The following is a 17,029-nucleotide window of genomic DNA, read 5'->3' on the forward strand; positions in this document are numbered from 1 at the left end:
CCGGTGCCCATGGCCAGACCGAGGTCGGCCTGGGCGAGGGCGGCGGCGTCGTTGACGCCGTCGCCGACCATGGCGACGACCCTGCCCTCGGCCTGGAGGCGCTTGACGACGTCGACTTTGTCCTGCGGCATGACCTCCGCGTGGACCTCGTCGATGCCGACCTCGGCGGCGACGCTCTCCGCGACCGCCCGGTTGTCGCCGGTGAGGAGGATCGGGGTCAGACCGAGAGCACGGAGGCGGCGGACGGCCTCGGCGCTGGTGTCCTTCACCGCGTCGGCGATCTCCAGGACCGCGCGGGCCTCGCCGTCCCAGGCGACGGCGACGGCGGTGCGGCCGGCGGCCTCTGCGGTGTCCTTCGCCGTGGACAGTTCGGGTGGGAGGGGGATGTCCCATTCCGTGAGGAGGTGGGGGCGTCCGACGAGGACGGTGTGGCCGTCGATGGTGCCGTGGACGCCGAGGCCGGGGAGGTTGGTGAAGTGGTGGGGGGTGGGGAGGGGGGTGGTGGTGTGGGTGGTGGCGGCGGTGGTGATGGCTTGGGCGATGGGGTGTTCTGAGGCGTTTTCGAGGGCTCCGGCGAGGTGGAGGGCGTGGTGGGGGGTGGTGGTGGGGGTGGTGTGGGTGGTGTGGAGGGTCATGTGGCCGGTGGTGATGGTGCCGGTTTTGTCGAGGAGGATGGTGTCGGTGGTGCGGGTGTTTTCGAGGGTTTCGGGGCCTTTGATGAGGATGCCGAGTTGGGCGCCGCGGCCGGTGCCGACCATGAGGGCGGTGGGGGTTGCGAGGCCGAGGGCGCAGGGGCAGGCGATGATCAGGACGGCGACGGCGGCGGTGAAGGCGGGGGTGGGGCCGGAGCCGTTGGCGAGCCAGAGGGTGAGGGTGGTGAGGGCGAGGGTGATGACGAGGGGGACGAAGACGGCGGAGATGCGGTCGGCGAGGCGTTGGGCGGCGGCTTTGCCGTTCTGGGCTTCTTCGACGAGGTGGGTGATGCGGGCGAGTTGGGTGTCGGCGCCGATGCGGGTGGCTTGGACGAGGAGGCGTCCGCCGGTGTTGAGGGTGGCTCCGGTGACGGTGTCGCCGGTGGTGACCTCGATGGGGGTGGATTCGCCGGTGAGGAGGGAGGCGTCGACGGCGGAGGCGCCCTCGATGACGGTCCCGTCCGTCGCGATCTTCTCCCCCGGCCGCACGACGAAACGGTCCCCGACGGCGAGCCTGCTCGCGGGGACGCGGACCTCGCCGGCGTCCGTGAGGACGGCGACGTCCTTGGCGCCCAAATGCATCAGCGCCCTCAGCGCCGCCCCGGCCTTCCGCTTCGCGCGCGCTTCCAGCCAGCGGCCCAGCAGGATGAACGTGATGACACCCGCCGCCACCTCCAGGTAGAGCGCGGACGCGGCATCGGCGCGCGAGACGGTCAGGTCGAAGCCGTGCCGCATGCCGGGCATTCCCGCGTCGCCGAGGAACAGGGCCCACAGCGACCAGCCGAAGGCGGCGAGCGTGCCCAGCGAGACCAGCGTGTCCATGGTGGCCGCACCGTGCCGCAGGTTGGCCCAGGCGGCGCGGTGGAACGGCAGACCGCCCCAGACGACGACGGGCGCGGCCAGGGTGAGGCTCAGCCACTGCCAGGAGTCGAACTGGAGGGCCGGGACCATGGCGAGCAGCACCACGGGGGCGGCGAGCACGGCCGAGACGACGAAGCGCTGCCTGAGCGCGGCGAGGGCGGCGGTCTGTTCCACTGCGGAGGAGTGGGCGGTGGCGTCCGCGTCGGGGCCGACGTCCGCCGGGGAGGCCGCGGCCGCGTCCGGGGGCGCGTCCGGGGGGCCTCCCGCGCGCGTACCGGGGCCGGCCCCCGTGTCGGCGGTGTACGGCTCCGCGGCGGCTCGGTCGGGGCCGGGCGCGGTTCCGGGGGCGGCTTTCACCGCCGCGGCCCCGCGGGTCGGCGGCGTGGCGACGGGGCGGGCCGTGTAGCCGGTCCTCTCGACCGTCGCGACGAGGTCCGTCACCTCCAGCCCGCCGCCGAAGGTGACGCGGGCCTTCTCGGTCGCGTAGTTCACCGTGGCGGTGACGCCGTCCATCCGGTTGAGCTTCTTCTCGACGCGGGCGGCGCACGAGGCGCAGGTCATCCCGCCGATCACGAGCTCGGCCTCGGAGGCGTCGGCGGCCGGGTTCTCGGCTGCGGCTGTGCTGACCATGTCCGAACTCCTGGGTGACGCAGGTCGGGCCGTACCCCACCAGTATCGACCGGTGGGGCCGGCCCGGCCGCGAACGGGGCGGTGCGACGGCGGCTCGGGTCTCAGGCGGCCCGGCGGCCGACGAGCTCGTACCCGGCCTCGTCGACGGCGGCGCGGACGGCCTCGTCGGTGACCGGGGCCTTGGACGTGACGGTGACCAGGCCGGTGGAGGCAACGGCCTCGACCGAGGTCACGCCCGCGATCTCGGAGACCTCCTCCACGACCGCGCCTTCACAGTGGCCGCAGGTCATGCCCGTGACCTCGTACACGGTGGTGACTGAGTCGGTCTGCCCGGTCTCCACGCCGGCCGCCCCGTCGTGGCTGGACCCGGCGGGTGTGCAGCAGGAGCCGGTGGACTGGGGGGTCTCGGTCTCGGCGGTCATGACGTTCTCCTCTTCGCGGACACGTTTCAGCGGTGCGGGGCACACGGGGTCGTGGGGAGCTCCGTGGCACCCTGCGTCCATGCTATACCCCTAGGGGGTATCAATGCATCTCGGCGGGTCGGACCTCTACCGGACAGGCTGCCTGCACGGCGGGCTCGCCTACACGCCCGAGGCGCTGCGGCGGGTCTTCTCCGGCCTGACGGAGGTCGAGGTGCGCCGGATGCGCGAACAGTCGCCGGATTCCCCGTGGTTCGGGGAGCGGTTCCTCTGGACCGCCCTGTTCCGCGCGGGCGCTCGGACTCCCTGAGCCGGGCGGGGCGTCAGCGGGCCCGGTTGCGGGGGCGGGAGGCGACCCAGGCGCGCACCGTGTCCGGGTACCAGTAGGGCTTGCCGTTCTCCACCTGGTCGGGCGGGGGCAGCAGTCCGTGCTTGCGGTAGGAGCGCACGGTGTCCGGCTGGACCTGGATGTGCGCGGCGATGTCCTTGTAGGACCAGAGTGTTCCGTCCGTCATCAGTGGCGACCTCCCTGCGCTCTCTTCTTCTCTTCTTCTCTGCTCCGCGACGCTCCGCAGCGGCGGCCGAGGGGCCCTCCTTCAGGAGGCGTGGAGCGCGAGACGGCGATCACTCGCCTTGTGCCCGGCTGAACGACCCCGGACCGCCGACGGGACGGGGTTGTCGGCCGGCTGTGACGAAAGGCGCACGTACCGGAGATATGTGTGGCGAAACGGTTACCGCCGTGCAGAAAGGGCGAACGGTCGCCGGGTTCGCGGCCCGCGGCGGTTGTCAGTCCCGGGTGCCACGATGGCGGGCATGAGCACCTTCGACCGCCCGATGCCCCCGCCGGTAGCCGACGAACGCACCTCGCTGGAGAGCTGGCTCGACTTCTACCGCACCACCCTGGCCCAGAAGTGCGAGGGCCTGTCCGACCGGCGGCTTCGGGAGGCGTCCGTCGCTCCTTCGCCGATCACACTGCTCGGACTGCTCCAGCATCTGGCGGAGGTCGAGCGCAACTGGTTTCGCCGGGTGCTCGCGCAGGAGGACGCCTCGCCGGTCTACGCCGCGGCCGGCGGCGCCGAGTCCCCGGAGGCCGGGGAGGGCGGGCACGACGGCGGGTTCGGGCTCGCGGAGGACTCCACGGGTGAGACGGCGATGGCGCGGTGGCAGGCCGAGGTGGACCGGGCCCGTCAGAACTGCGCGACCCGCGCGCTCGACGACACCAGTCCGTTCATGGGCGGGCAGGTGACGCTGCGCTGGATCTACACGCACATGATCGGCGAGTACGCCCGGCACTGCGGCCACGCCGACCTGATCCGCGAACGCGTCGACGGACGCACGGGGGTCTGACGCGTCCGCCCCGGTGACCGGCTCTCACCGCTCGAGGTGCGCCCCCGCGCCGGACGTGCCGGAGTTGCCGGGTGTGGCAGGGGCGCCCGACGGGCCCGGTGCGCCGGTGGCCCCGGGCGTTCCGCAGGAGCGGAGGAACGCGCGGGTGCGGCGGGCGATGGGCAGCGGCTTGTCCGGCGGGCACGGATACATGTCCTGCTCCACGATGGCGAACAGGTCGACGTCCAGGGCGCGCGCCGCGTCCAGGACCGGTTCCAGGGCGGGGATGCCGCCGGGTGGTTCGCACATCACGCCCCTGGCCACCGCCGGGCCGAAGGGCACCTCGTCGGCCACCACCGTCGCCAGGATCTCCGGATCGACCTGCTTGAGGTGGAGATAGCCGATGCGCTCCCCGTAGGTCTCGATGAGCTTGACGCTGTCGCCCCCGCAGTAGGCGTAGTGCCCGGTGTCCAGGCAGAGCGAGACCAGGTCCGGGTCGGTGGCGTCGAGGAAGCGGTTGACGTTCTCCTCGTTGTCGATATGGGTGTCGGCGTGCGGGTGGACGACGATCCGGAGCCCGTAGCGCTCGCGGACCTCCCGGCCCAGCCGCTCGGTCTGCGCGGTCAGGTCGCGCCACTGGGCGGGGGTGAGCGTGCGGTCCTCCAGCACCTCACCCGTCTTGTCGTCGCGCCAGAAGGAGGGGATGACGACCAGGTGCTCGGCCCCCATGGACCGGGTCAGCTCGGCGATGTCCGCGACATGCGCCCAGGTCCGGTCCCAGACGCCCGGGCCGTGGTGCAGTCCGGTGAAGACCGTGCCGGCCGAGACGGCGAGCCCCCGCCTGCCGGTCTCCTCGGCCAGCCGGGCGGGGTCGGTCGGCAGGTAGCCGTACGGGCCGAGCTCGATCCACGCGTAGCCGGCCTCCGCCACCTCGTCGAGGAAGCGCTGCCAGGGCACTTGGCGCGGGTCGTCGGGGAACCACACTCCCCAGGAGTCGGGTGCCGAACCGATGCGGATGCGGCGTGAGGAACGGGCGGAGGGTGCCATATCGCCCAGCCTCGCGGCCCGCGCGGAAGAGTGTCAAGACTTCGTCCGAATGTCCGGACAAAATGTTGACAGGGCTCCCGGGGGAGGGCTAGACCTGGGGACCAGCCGGCCGCCGGCGGGTCGAAGGGATGCGTATGCCTGAGCCGTACGACGTGATCACCCTGGGGCGGATGGGGGTGGATCTCTACCCGCTGGAGATCGGGGTGCCCCTCGCCCGGGTCGAGACCTTCGGCAAGTTCCTCGGGGGCTCCCCGGCGAACGTCGCGGTGGCTGCGGCCCGGCTGGGGCGGCGGACGGCGCTGATCAGCCGTACGGGACAGGACCCCTTCGGCGCGTATCTCCACGAGGAGCTGCGACGGTTCGGCGTCGACGACCGGTGGGTGACGCCCGTACGGGAGTACCCGACGCCGGTCACGTTCTGCGAGGTCTTCCCCCCGGACGACTTCCCGCTCTACTTCTACCGGCAGCCCCGAGCGCCCGATCTGGAGATCCACCCTCCGGAACTCGACCTCGACGCGGTGGCCGACGCACGGATCTTCTGGATGACGGGCACCGGACTCAGCGCCGAGCCCAGCTGCTCCGCCACGATGGCCGCGCTCCGCGCGCGCAGCGCGAACGCCGGGCGCACCACCGGTCCGGCGGGGGCGCCGCGTACGGCGACCGTCTTCGACCTGGACTGGCGGCCCATGTTCTGGGACGGGGGCGAGGACAGCACGCAGGCGCCCGCCCGGTACCGCGAGGCGCTGGCCCACGCGACCGTCGCCGTCGGCAACGTCGACGAGTGCGCCATCGCGACCGGCGAGCGCGAACCGTACGCGGCGGCCCGCGCCCTCCTCGCCGCCGGGGTGGAGCTCGCCGTCGTCAAACAGGGCCCCGCGGGTGTGCTCGCCGTCCACCGCGACGGCGCCACCGCCGACGTGCCGCCGCTGCCGGTCGAGGTGGTCAACGGCCTCGGCGCGGGGGACGCGTTCGGGGGTGCGCTCTGCCACGGGCTGCTCGCAAAGTGGCCGCTCGACCGCATTGTGCGGTACGCGAACGCGGCCGGCGCCCTCGTCGCCTCCCGGCTCGCCTGCTCGTCCGCGATGCCGTTCCCCGACGAGGTCGAACAGGCGCTCGCGGCCGGAGCGGTGACGGCGGCTCCCGGCGCTGTGGAGGGGCCCCGCGCCCCGCAAGAACCCGGTGCCGGTGCGGCGGCGGGGCCCTGCGCGCCAAAGGGCCGCCTCCATGCTGCGGCCGGCCCGGACGGCCCGGCCGATCCGAGCGCCACAGCCGATCCCGGCCCCGGCTCTCCGGACGGCACCGCCCCCGGCGCCCCGGCCGGCGACGGCCCGGGCTCTCCGGCCGGGCCCGGCCGCCGGGGGGCCGGTGGGAGCGGAGCGGGACCGTGAGGCCGGCCGCCCCCTCCCTCGCCGACCTCGTCCGGCTGCGCGCCGAGCACCCGGAAGCCGTCGCAGAGGCAGCCGCGCGGCGCCGCCGCCGCCCGCTGATCCGTCACACCGGCGACCGGCTGATGATCGTCGCGGCCGATCACCCCGCGCGCGGGGCCCTCGCCGTGGGGGACCGGGCCCTCGCCATGGCCAACCGCTTCGAGCTGCTGGAACGGCTCCGCCTCGCCCTCTCCCGCCCCGGCGTCGACGGAGTCCTCGCGTCCGCCGACGTCCTGGACGACCTCCTTCTCCTGGGGGCCCTGGAGAACAAGGTCGTCATGGGATCGATGAACCGCGGCGGACTGGCCGGTGCGGCGTTCGAGCTCGACGACCGGTTCACCGGCCACCGCCCCGACGACCTGGCCCGCCACGGGTTCGACGCGGGGAAGCTGCTGCTGCGCATCGACCACGACGACCCGCGTTCGCTGGACACCCTGCACACCGCCGCCCGGACCATCGACGCGATGGCCGCGCACCGGCTGCCGGTCTTCGTCGAACCCTTCCTCTGCCGCCGGGTGGGCGGCGTCCTGCGCAACGATCTCGGGGCCAGCGCCGTGGCCACCTCCATCGCCATCGCGTCGGGCCTGGCCGGGACATCGGCGTACACCTGGCTGAAGGTCCCCGTCACCCAGGACCCCGGGGCCATGGGCCGGGTGATGGAGAGCTCCACGCTGCCCGCCGTCCTGCTGGGCGGTGAGGTCGGCGGCGACCCGGACGCCGCCTACGAGAAGTGGCGCGCCGCGCTGGCACTGCCCACCGTGCGGGGCCTGGTCGTGGGGCGCTCGCTGCTCTACCCGGTCGACGGGGACGTGACGCGCGCCGTCGACACCGCCGTATCGCTGTTGGGAAAGGGTAGGGAGGGGGCATGACGACGCCCCACCCGGACACGCCGCAGGGCGTGCCGCAGGACACGCGCCCGGGCCCGCCTCCGCACGCCTCCTCGCACCCGCCCCCGCGCCGCGGCGGCCCCGGCGGCGGGCCCCGCGCCGGCAGCCGCCACCACCTGCCCGCCGGCACCGCCGCACGCGGCCCCTACGCACTCGACGTGGACCCCGGAAGAGCCGGCTGGGACCGTTCCGCTCTGCGGGTGCTGGAGCTGGAGCCCGGTGGTGTTCACACGCTAGTCACCGGCGGGAGCGAATGGATCGTCCTGCCGTTGACCGGTGGCTGTACGGTGCGTACAGCAGGTGGGACCTTTGAACTGCTGGGCCGGGAAAGCGTGTTCAGCGGGGTCTCCGACTTCGCGTACCTCCCCCGCGACGCCCATGCACAGATCGCCTCCGGCGCTGGAGGCCGCTTCGCCCTGGCAGGAGCGAAGTGCGAGCGACGACTCCCCGCTCGCTACGGCCCCGCGCCGGAGGTACCCGTCGAGCTGCGCGGCTCCGGTGTCTGCTCGCGCCAGGTGAACAACTTCGCCGCCGCCGACACCTTCGACTGCGACCGCCTCATCGCCGTCGAGGTCCTCACCCCGGGCGGCAACTGGTCCTCGTACCCGCCGCACAAGCACGACGAGCACGTTCCGGGCGAGGAGTGCGAGCTGGAGGAGATCTACTACTTCGAGGTCGCGGACGACGGACTCGGCTACCACCGGGTCTCCCCGTCCCACGACGGCGGTACGGACGTCCTCGCCGAGGTGCGCAGCGGTGACGCCGTCCTCATCCCCGACGGCTGGCACGGCCCGTCCATCGCCCCGCCCGGCCGGACGCTGTACTACCTGAACGTGATGGCGGGGCCGGGGGAGGAGCGGGCCTGGCTGATCCGCGACCACCCCGACCACCGATGGGTCCGTGACACCTGGCCGCACGAGCCGGTCGACGCCAGACTCCCGCTGTACACGGCGCATCCGTCGCCCGGCCCGGAGGTAACGCCTTGAGCCCGACGAGTCCCGCGAGCCGCCCGCAGAAGAGCAGCCCCGCGCACGCCCCGGACACGGCCCGCCCCGCGCACGAGCCGGGCGCGCAGAGCCCCGCGCACGAGGCGGACGCGCCGCGTCCCGCGAACTGCCCCGTGCCCCCGCGCCCGCCGTCCTCCCGCACCCGCCGCCTGACCACGGCCCAGGCCCTGGTCGCCTTCCTGGCCCGGCAGCACACCGTGCGCGACGGCCGTCGACAGCGGCTCATCAGCGCCACCTGGGGGATCTTCGGCCACGGCAACGTCGCCGGGATCGGCCAGGCACTCGTGGAGGCCGGGGGCGGGACCACGCACCGCATGCCGTATCTCCAGGGCCGCAACGAACAGGCCATGGTGCACGCGGCCGTGGGGTACGCCCGTCAGTCGGGCCGGCTCTCGGCCCACGCGGTGACCACGTCCATCGGGCCGGGGGCCACCAACCTCGTCACCGGGGCCGCCCTCGCCACGATCAACCGCCTGCCCGTCCTGCTGCTGCCCGGCGACACGTTCGCGACCCGGCCCGCAGATCCCGTGCTCCAGCAACTCGAAGTGCCGTACGCGGGCGACGTGTCGGTCAACGACTGCCTGCGCCCCGTCTCACGCTACTTCGACCGGATCACCCGGCCCCAGGCGCTGATCCCGGCCGCGCTCCAGGCGATGCGGACCCTCGCCGATCCCGCCGAGACCGGGGCGGTCACGCTCGCGCTTCCGCAGGACGTCCAGGCGGAGGCGTACGACTGGCCGGAGGAGTTCTTCGCCGAGCGCGACTGGCACGTCCGCAGGCCCGCGCCCGACGCACACGAACTGGAGGCGGCGGTACGGGCGGTGCGCTCCGCCCGCCGCCCCCTGATCGTCGCGGGCGGCGGGGTCCGCCACAGCGCCGCGGAGGAGACCCTCGCCGCGTTCGCCGCCGCGACCCGGATTCCCGTCGCCTCCACGCAGGCGGGCAAGGGGGCGCTGCGCCACGACCACCCGGCCGACGTCGGCGGCATCGGCCACACCGGTACCGCGACCGCCGACGACCTGGCCCGCACCGCCGACCTGGTGATCGGCGTCGGCACCCGCTACTCCGACTTCACCACCGCGTCCGGCACCCTCTTCGCCGACCCGGCCGTCCGCTTCCTCAACCTCAACATCACCGCCTTCGACGCCCACAAGCTGGCCGCCCTCCCGCTGGTCGCCGACGCCCGCACGGGGCTGGAGGCGCTCTCGGAGGCCCTCGCCGGACGGCGCTACCGGGTCGACCCGGCGTACGAGACGGAGTACACCGGCGCGAAGGAGGCGTGGGAAGAACGCGTCGATGCGTCCTTCGCCACCCCCGACCCCGATGCGCGCCCCACCCAGACCCAGGTACTCGGCCTGCTCGACGCCCTGGTCACCGAGGACGACATCCTGGTCAACGCCGCCGGCTCGCTCCCGGGCGACCTGCACAAGCTCTGGCGGACCCGATCCCGCGACCAGTACCACGTCGAATACGGCTACTCCTGCATGGGCTACGAGATCCCGGCAGCGATCGGAGTCCTCCTCGCCGCCGGGCCGGGCGGCAAGGACGGGCCGGGCGGAGAAGGCGGAGACGGCGGAGAAGGCGGAGACGGCCGCCCGGTCTGGGCGCTCGTCGGCGACGGCACGTATCTGATGAACCCCACCGAGATCGTCACCGCCGTCCAGGAGAACCTGCCACTCAGACTGGTCGTCCTCCAGAACCACGGATACGCCTCCATCGGCGGCCTCTCCGAGTCGGTCGGCGGCGAGCGCTTCGGCACGGCCTACCGCCGACGGGACGCCGAGGGCGGCTTCACCGGGGCGCCGCTCCCCGTCGACCTGGCCGCCAACGCGGCCTCCCTCGGCATGCGCGTACTGCGTGCCGCGACCGTCGGCGACCTGCGCGAAGCCCTCGCAGAGGCCCGCGTCGCCGACGGCCCCACTTGTGTCTACGTCGAGACCGAAACGCCCGACACAGTGTCGGGCCCCCCTCCGGCACAGGCGTGGTGGGATGTGCCGGTGGCCGAGACCGCGAGACGGCCGGCGGCGGTGAAGGCCCGGGAGGAGTACGACCGGCAGGCCGCCGCCCGGCGCCGCCACCTCTGAAGCCCGTCCGAAGCCTGAAGGAGCACGTCATGACGAAGACCGTCAACCACTGGATCGGCGGCAGGACGGTGGAGGGCACGTCGGGCGCGTACGGCCCGGTCACGGACCCGGCCACCGGCGAGGTCACCACGCGGGTGGCGCTGGCCTCCGCGGCGGAGGCCGACGCGGCCGTGGCGGCGGCGAAGGCCGCGTACGCCACCTGGGGCACGTCCTCCCTGGCCCAGCGCACCGCGGTCCTCTTCCGCTACCGCGCACTGCTGGACGCCCACCGCGACGAGGTCGCCGCGCTGATCACCGCCGAGCACGGCAAGGTGCACGCGGACGCGCTGGGCGAGGTCGCCCGGGGCCTGGAGATCGTCGAGCTGGCGTGCGGGATCACCGCCCAGCTCAAGGGCGAGCTGTCCACCCAGGTCTCCAGCCGGGTCGACGTGGCCTCCATCCGCCAGCCCCTCGGCGTGGTCGTCGGCATCACCCCGTTCAACTTCCCCGCCATGGTGCCGATGTGGATGTTCCCGCTGGCCATCGCGTGCGGCAACACGTTCGTGCTGAAGCCGAGCGAGAAGGACCCCTCGGCCGCCAACCTGCTGGCCGGGCTGGCATCGGAAGCGGGCCTTCCGGACGGTGTCCTCAACGTCCTGCACGGCGACAAGGCCGCGGTCGACGCGCTGCTCGACCATCCCGACGTGGCCGCCGTCTCCTTCGTCGGGTCCACCCCCATCGCCCGCCACATCCACACCACGGCCTCCGCCAACGGCAAGCGCGTCCAGGCGCTCGGCGGCGCGAAGAACCACATGCTCGTCCTCCCGGACGCCGACCTGGACGCGGCGGCCGACGCGGCCGTGTCGGCGGCGTACGGGTCCGCCGGCGAGCGCTGCATGGCGATCTCCGCCGTCGTCGCGGTCGGCGCGATCGGCGACGAGCTGGTCGCGAAGATCCGCGAGCGCGCCGAGAAGATCACGATCGGCCCCGGCCACGACCCCGCCTCCGAGATGGGCCCCCTGATCACCGCCGCCCACCGCGACAAGGTCGCCTCCTACGTCACGGGCGCGGCCGCCCAGGGCGCGGAGGTCGTCCTCGACGGCACGGGCCACACGGTCGAGGGCTTCGAAAACGGCCACTGGATCGGACTCTCCCTCCTGGACAAGGTCTCCACCGACTCCGACGCGTACCGGGACGAGATCTTCGGCCCGGTGCTGTGCGTGCTGCGTGTGGACACCTACGAGGACGGCGTCGCCCTCGTGAACGCCTCGCCGTTCGGCAACGGCACCGCGATCTTCACCCGTGACGGCGGCGCGGCCCGCCGCTTCCAGCTGGAGGTCGAGGCCGGCATGGTCGGCGTCAACGTGCCGATCCCGGTCCCGGTGGGCTACCACTCCTTCGGCGGCTGGAAGGACTCGCTCTTCGGCGACCACCACGTCTACGGCAACGACGGCGTGCACTTCTACACCCGCGGCAAGGTCGTCACCACCCGCTGGCCCGACCCGGCCGACGCCCCGGCGGGCGTCGACCTCGGTTTCCCGCGCAACCACTGAGGAACGCCCGCCCTCCGCGCCGCCGGCTCCGGCCCCCACGAGGACGCCGCGCCCACCGCCGGCCCCCACCCGGCGAGGAGGGACGAGCGAGCCGGCCGCCCGGCGGAAACCCAGGTGCCCGGACGTGCACGCGTCCAGCATCCTGAGCCCATGAACGCCCCCTCCGTCCCGCCCCGTTACGAGATCCGCGCCCTCCACACCGCCTCCACGGTCACCGTCTACCAGGCGTACCGGCCCGCCATCGGTCTGCCCGCCGCGCGCGACGGGCGCTTTCCGGACGCCTGGAAGCGGGACCGGATGACGTGGATCAAACCCAGCTTCCTGTGGATGATGTACCGCTGCGGGTGGGGCACGAAGGAGGGGCAGGAGGTCGTCCTCGCCGTCGAGATCGACCGGAGCGGCCTGGCGTGGGCCCTGGCGCACGCCGAACTCTCCCACTACGTCAGCGGTGTGCACGCGGACCGGGCCGCCTGGAAGGACAGCCTGCGCACCGCCCCCGCCCGGGTCCAGTGGGACCCCGAACGGGACCTGGACCTGAAGCCGCTGCCGTACCGCTCCCTCCAGCTCGGGCTGAGCGGTGAGGCGGCCCGGCGGTACGCGGACGAGTGGACCGTGGCCGTCCGCGACGTCACCCCGCTCGCCCGCGAGGTCCGGGATGCCGTACGGGCGGGGCAGCGGGAGAGGGCCGCCGCCCTCCTGCCGGTGGAGACACCGCTCGACCTCGTCGCGCCCCGGCCGGTGCGGGGCGGTTGCCCGACGCCGGACATGTGACTTTCGGCAGTGCCGGAGGGCCCCGGCCTCCGTAGCCTCTCCCTCGTGAACAGCTTTTCCCCTTCTACCTGTCCGAGGCGCCCTCCCCGAACTCCCACGCCAGCATCCTGAACCCGCCGTCGTCCCCCGCCCCCGCCGACCGGTACGTCGCGAGCGCCGCCTCGTTGTCCCCCTCCACGCCGACCCACAGGCCGCAGCACCCCCGCTCCCGGGCGATGTCCAAGAGCGCCAGCGTCAGGGCCCTGCCGATGCCCCGGCGGCGGTGCGGCGCGTCGACGCCGAGTTCGTACAGGCACATCTCCGTGCCCTTGTCCGGGTGCAGTATCTCGATGCCCGAGACGAAGCCCGCCGGGACGCCGCCCACGTACGCGATCAGCATCACGTGACCGTGCGCGGCGAGGAAGCGGGCGGCCCAGTCCTCGCGGGGCGGCGTGTCGTAGAGGTGGCCGGCGGCCAGAAGTTCCGTGACGGTCGTAGCGCGGCGAATGTCCATCATGGCCTCCCGGGACGAGGGTCCTGCGAACATTCTGTACCGCGTCCGGAGTACGGCGGGGGCGGACCGTAGTTCTCAGGGAGGCCGTCGACCTCCCCCTGGCGGCGCCCAACCGGTTTGCTTCCTCCGTTTAGGGTCGGGGGATGGAGACCCCTACTGCTCGACGGTGGCCCCTGCCGCCCCGTGCCCGCGGCCGGTGGGCCGCGGTCGTGGCCGCGCTCGCCGTGCTCGCGGCCGGCGGCACGTGGACCGCCGTCGCCGACGACGGCTCGCCCACCGTGCGGCGCGAGGACCGGACCCTGCGGATGGACGGGGTGCCCATCGACACCTCGTACTTCACCGCACCGGGCTCCGGCGAGCGGCCCGCCGTCCTCATCGGGCACGGCTTCGGCGGCAGCAAGGACGACGTACGGGCCCAGGCCGAGAAGCTGGCCGCCGACGGGTACGCGGTGCTGACGTGGTCGGCGCGCGGCTTCGGCGAGTCCGGCGGGGAGATCTCCCTCAACGACCCGGCCCACGAGGTCAAGGACGTCTCCCGGCTCATCGACTGGCTGGCGGAGCGGCCCGAGGTCGAACAGGACGCGAAGGGCGACCCCCGGGTCGGACTCACCGGCGCCTCCTACGGCGGGGCCGTGTCGTTGCTCGCCGCCGGGCACGACGACCGGGTCGACGCCATCGCCCCGGTGATCACCTACTGGAACCTGGCCGACGCCCTCTTCCCCGACGGCGTCTTCAAGAAGCTCTGGGCCGGGATCTTCGTCACCACCGGCGGCGGCTGCGAGAAGTTCGAGAAACGTCTCTGCGAGATGTACGAACGGGTCGCCGTCAACGGGAAACCCGACGCGCAGGCCCGCGAGCTGCTCACCGAGCGCTCGCCCTCCGCCGTGGCCGACCGCATCGACGTGCCCTCCCTCCTCGTCCAGGGACAGTCCGACTCGCTCTTCCCGCTCGGTCAGGCCGACGCCATGCAGAAGGCGATCAGCGCCAACGGCGCGCCCGTCTCCGTCGACTGGATCGCAGGCGGGCACGACGGCGGCGACAGCGAGACCGAGCGCGTCCAGGGACGGGTCGGCGCCTGGTTCGACCGGTATCTGAAGGAGGACGCCGACGCCGGCGCCGGCCCAGCCTTCCGCGTCACCCGCACCGGAGGCGTCGACTCCACGGACGGCGCCGCCCTCCTGCGCGGAGCGAGCGGCGACGCCTACCCCGGTCTGCGCAGCGGTGGCCGGACCGTCGCGATCGGCGGCGGGACGAAGACGTTCCGCAACCCCGCCGGAGCCGCCCCGCCCGCCATCTCCGCCGTGCCCGGGGTCGGCGGCGGCCTCTCCCGGCTCTCCTCGCTCGGCGTCGGCCTCTCCCTCGACTTCCCGGGGCAGTCCGCCCGCTTCGAGTCGGCCCCGCTGGACACCTCGCTCCGCGTCACAGGCACCCCCACCGTCCGGGTGAACGTCACGGCGAGCGGCGGCCGTGACGCCGTGCTCTTCGGCAAGGTGTACGACGTGTCGCCGGACGGCGGACAGCAGGTGCTGCCCGCCCAACTCGTCGCGCCCTACCGGATCACCCCCGACCAGCAGGGCAAGCCGGTCGAACTCGCCCTGCCCGCCGTGGATCACGCGTTCGAGGCGGGGCACCGGCTGAGGCTCGTCCTCTCCGCGACCGACCTCGGCTACGCGTCCCCGGCCGAGCCCGCCACGTACACCGTGACCCCCGACGGGCCCCTGACCGTCCCCACCGCGCCCACCGTGGAGACCGCACCGGCGGCGCTCCCGTGGTGGACCTGGGGCCTCCCGGCCGCCGCCCTCGTCATCGCGGCCGCGCTCCTGCTCACCGCCCGCCGCCGCACCGCCGCACCGGCGCCGGACCCCGCGCTCACCGACGTACCGCTGCGGATCACCGGGCTGTCGAAGAAGTACGCCAAGTCCGCCGACCGGTACGCGGTGCGCGACCTGTCCTTCCGGGTCGAGAAGGGGCAGGTCCTCGGGCTGCTCGGCCCCAACGGCGCGGGCAAGACGACCACCCTGCGCATGCTCATGGGGCTCATCGCCCCCGACGAGGGCGAGATCCGCGTCTTCGGGCAGGCCATCCGGCCCGGCGCGCCCGTGCTGTCCCGCGTCGGGGCGTTCGTGGAGGGCGCGGGCTTCCTGCCGCACCTGTCCGGGCGTGCCAACCTGGATTTGTACTGGCAGGCCACCGGCCGCCCGGCAGCGGACGCGCACCTCGAAGAGGCCCTGGAGATCGCCGGCCTCGGCGACGCGCTCGCCCGCGCCGTACGCACCTACTCCCAGGGCATGCGGCAGCGGCTCGCCATCGCCCAGGCCATGCTCGGCCTGCCGGACCTGCTCATCCTCGACGAGCCGACCAACGGGCTGGACCCGCCGCAGATCCGCGAGATGCGGGACGTGATGATCCGGTACGCGGCGGGCGGCCGGACCGTCATCGTCTCCAGCCACCTCCTCTCGGAGGTCGAGCAGTCCTGCACCCACCTGGTCGTCATGGACCGGGGCCGGCTCGTCCAGGCCGGTCCGGTCGCCGAGATCACCGGCTCCGGCGACATGATCCTGGTGGCCACCGCAGAGGAGGTGACCGAGCCGTTGGCGGAGAAGGTCGCCGCCCTGCCCGGGGTCGGCTCAGCCGTCCGCACCGGCGACGGGCGCGGGCTGCTCGTCCGCCTCGACGGGGCTGCCCCCGCCCGGCTCGTCGCCGACCTCGTCCGGCTCGACGTCCCGGTCACAGGCGTCGGACCGCACCGCCGCCTGGAGGACGCCTTCCTCACCCTCATCTCCCAAGGAGCAGCATGAGCGCCCCCGCCCAGCCGTCCCAGGCCCGTGCGGAGGCCGAACACCCCGAGGCCTCCGGCTACCGCGCCCGGCGCACCCTGCCGCTGCGCGTCGAGGCCATGCGGCAGCTGCGGCGGCGCCGCACCCTGCTGATGGGCGGGGTGCTCGCGGCGCTGCCGTTCATCCTGATCATCGCCTTCGCGATCGGCGGCAGCCCGGACGGCGAGGGCAGCGGCCGGGGCGGCAGCCGGATCAACCTGATGGACGTGGCGACCGAGTCCGCCGCGAACTTCGCCGCCACCTCGCTGTTCGTCTCGGCCGGCTTCCTGCTCGTGGTGCCGGTGGCCCTGTTCTGCGGGGACACCGTCGCCTCGGAGGCGAGCTGGTCGTCGCTGCGCTATCTGCTCGCCGCCCCGGTGCCCCGGACCCGGCTGCTGTGGAGCAAGCTCGTCGTCGCGCTCGGTTTCAGTCTGGCCGCGATGGTGCTGCTGCCGCTCGTCGCGCTGGCGGCGGGCGCGGCGGCCTACGGGTGGGGGCCGCTGCGGCTGCCCACCGGGGGCGCGCTGGCCGCCGGGGACGCCCTGCCGCGCCTGGCGGTCGTCGTGGCCTTCATCTTCGTCTCCCAACTGGTCACCGCCGGACTGGCGTTCTGGCTGTCCACGAAGACGGACGCGCCGCTGGGCGCGGTCGGCGGCGCGGTCGGGCTCACCATCGTCGGCAATGTGCTGGACGCGGTCACCGCGCTCGGCTCCTGGCGCGAATTCCTGCCCGCACACTGGCAGTTCGCCTGGGCCGACGCGCTCCAGCCGCACCTGGAGTGGGGCGGCATGGCCAAGGGCGCGGCCGTGTCGGTCACCTACGCCCTGATCCTCTTCGCCCTGGCCTTCCGCGGGTTCAGTCGTAAGGACATCGTGTCCTGATCTGACGTTCTGCCGGAATCCGGGCCGCCGTTGCCGCATCGAGACGGTTCCGCGACGCTTTCGTCGAGTCCGGCGGGCGCCCCCGTACGTCACATGCACAGGCGCCGAGGGGCGCCGTGACGACGTGGGGGGTTGTGGATGAGTCAGCACAGCGGG

The 17,029-nt window shown here is 73.7% G+C and carries 14 protein-coding genes and 1 pseudogene; 10 read left to right on the forward strand and 5 right to left on the reverse strand.

Annotation, left to right across the window (positions count from 1 at the left end):
• Together V9U70_RS05885 and V9U70_RS05890 are read right to left on the reverse strand one after the other, a co-directional pair.
• Nucleotides 1-2,183, reverse strand: a 2,183-nt coding sequence (locus V9U70_RS05885; RefSeq protein ID WP_336673391.1) for a heavy metal translocating P-type ATPase, incomplete at its 3' end; no start/stop codon positions are given.
• Between the two features lie 101 nt (nt 2,184-2,284).
• A complete protein-coding gene (locus V9U70_RS05890) occupies nt 2,285-2,605 on the reverse strand; it encodes a heavy-metal-associated domain-containing protein (RefSeq protein ID WP_336673392.1) in 321 nt (106 codons plus the stop codon).
• Between the two features lie 118 nt (nt 2,606-2,723).
• On the opposite strand from V9U70_RS05890, the pseudogene V9U70_RS05895 reads away from it, so the two are divergent.
• A pseudogene (locus tag V9U70_RS05895) lies at nt 2,724-2,912 on the forward strand (SAM-dependent methyltransferase); the annotation flags it as partial.
• Nucleotides 2,913-2,925: 13 nt separating this feature from the next.
• Here V9U70_RS05895 and V9U70_RS05900 read toward each other — a convergent pair.
• A complete protein-coding gene (locus V9U70_RS05900) occupies nt 2,926-3,117 on the reverse strand; it encodes a helix-turn-helix transcriptional regulator (RefSeq protein WP_336673393.1) in 192 nt (63 codons plus the stop codon).
• Between the two features lie 298 nt (nt 3,118-3,415).
• Here V9U70_RS05900 and V9U70_RS05905 point away from each other — a divergent pair, with 298 nt between their 5' ends.
• Nucleotides 3,416-3,949: a DinB family protein gene (locus tag V9U70_RS05905; RefSeq protein WP_336673394.1), complete on the forward strand. Its 534-nt coding sequence runs from the start codon at nt 3,416-3,418 to the stop codon at nt 3,947-3,949.
• Nucleotides 3,950-3,973: 24 nt separating this feature from the next.
• On the opposite strand, the gene V9U70_RS05910 is transcribed toward V9U70_RS05905, so the two are convergent.
• A complete protein-coding gene (locus V9U70_RS05910) occupies nt 3,974-4,975 on the reverse strand; it encodes a sugar phosphate isomerase/epimerase family protein (RefSeq protein ID WP_336673395.1) in 1,002 nt (333 codons plus the stop codon).
• A gap of 134 nt (nt 4,976-5,109) precedes the next feature.
• On the opposite strand from V9U70_RS05910, the gene iolC reads away from it, so the two are divergent.
• From iolC to V9U70_RS05940, 6 genes are all read left to right on the forward strand, one after another.
• Entirely contained in the window at nt 5,110-6,363 is a 1,254-nt protein-coding gene (iolC, locus tag V9U70_RS05915; RefSeq protein ID WP_336673396.1) for a 5-dehydro-2-deoxygluconokinase, read from the forward strand.
• Complete coding sequence (locus V9U70_RS05920; protein ID WP_336673397.1) at nt 6,360-7,271, forward strand: Cgl0159 family (beta/alpha)8-fold protein; 912 nt, start codon at nt 6,360-6,362, stop codon at nt 7,269-7,271. The genes iolC and V9U70_RS05920 overlap by 4 nt, the downstream gene beginning before the upstream one ends.
• Nucleotides 7,268-8,275 carry a 5-deoxy-glucuronate isomerase gene (gene iolB / locus V9U70_RS05925; protein WP_336673398.1) on the forward strand — a complete coding sequence of 336 codons (1,008 nt, stop codon included), beginning with the start codon at nt 7,268-7,270 and terminating at the stop codon, nt 8,273-8,275. The genes V9U70_RS05920 and iolB overlap by 4 nt, the downstream gene beginning before the upstream one ends.
• Before the next feature lie 134 nt (nt 8,276-8,409).
• Nucleotides 8,410-10,380, forward strand: coding sequence for a 3D-(3,5/4)-trihydroxycyclohexane-1,2-dione acylhydrolase (decyclizing) (gene iolD, locus V9U70_RS05930; RefSeq protein ID WP_336673411.1), 1,971 nt, complete (start codon nt 8,410-8,412; stop codon nt 10,378-10,380).
• A 29-nt stretch (nt 10,381-10,409) separates the two neighbouring features.
• Nucleotides 10,410-11,912, forward strand: coding sequence for a CoA-acylating methylmalonate-semialdehyde dehydrogenase (locus V9U70_RS05935; RefSeq protein WP_336673399.1), 1,503 nt, complete (start codon nt 10,410-10,412; stop codon nt 11,910-11,912).
• A gap of 150 nt (nt 11,913-12,062) precedes the next feature.
• Complete coding sequence (locus V9U70_RS05940; RefSeq protein ID WP_336673400.1) at nt 12,063-12,683, forward strand: DUF4291 domain-containing protein; 621 nt, start codon at nt 12,063-12,065, stop codon at nt 12,681-12,683.
• Nucleotides 12,684-12,747: 64 nt separating this feature from the next.
• On the opposite strand, the gene V9U70_RS05945 is transcribed toward V9U70_RS05940, so the two are convergent.
• Nucleotides 12,748-13,176 (reverse strand): GNAT family N-acetyltransferase, encoded by a 429-nt coding sequence (locus V9U70_RS05945; protein ID WP_336673412.1) that lies wholly within the window; start codon nt 13,174-13,176, stop codon nt 12,748-12,750.
• Nucleotides 13,177-13,319: 143 nt separating this feature from the next.
• Here V9U70_RS05945 and V9U70_RS05950 point away from each other — a divergent pair, with 143 nt between their 5' ends.
• Both V9U70_RS05950 and V9U70_RS05955 read left to right on the forward strand, forming a co-directional pair.
• Nucleotides 13,320-15,974: an alpha/beta fold hydrolase gene (locus V9U70_RS05950; protein ID WP_336673401.1), complete on the forward strand. Its 2,655-nt coding sequence runs from the start codon at nt 13,320-13,322 to the stop codon at nt 15,972-15,974.
• Nucleotides 15,971-16,873, forward strand: a complete 903-nt coding sequence (locus V9U70_RS05955; protein ID WP_336673402.1) for an ABC transporter permease — start codon at nt 15,971-15,973, stop codon at nt 16,871-16,873. Before V9U70_RS05950 ends, V9U70_RS05955 begins: the two co-directional genes overlap by 4 nt.
• Nucleotides 16,874-17,029: the final 156 nt, after the last annotated feature.

It is taken from the genome of Streptomyces pratensis (assembly GCF_037137275.1).
GTDB lineage: Bacteria > Actinomycetota > Actinomycetes > Streptomycetales > Streptomycetaceae > Streptomyces > Streptomyces pratensis_B.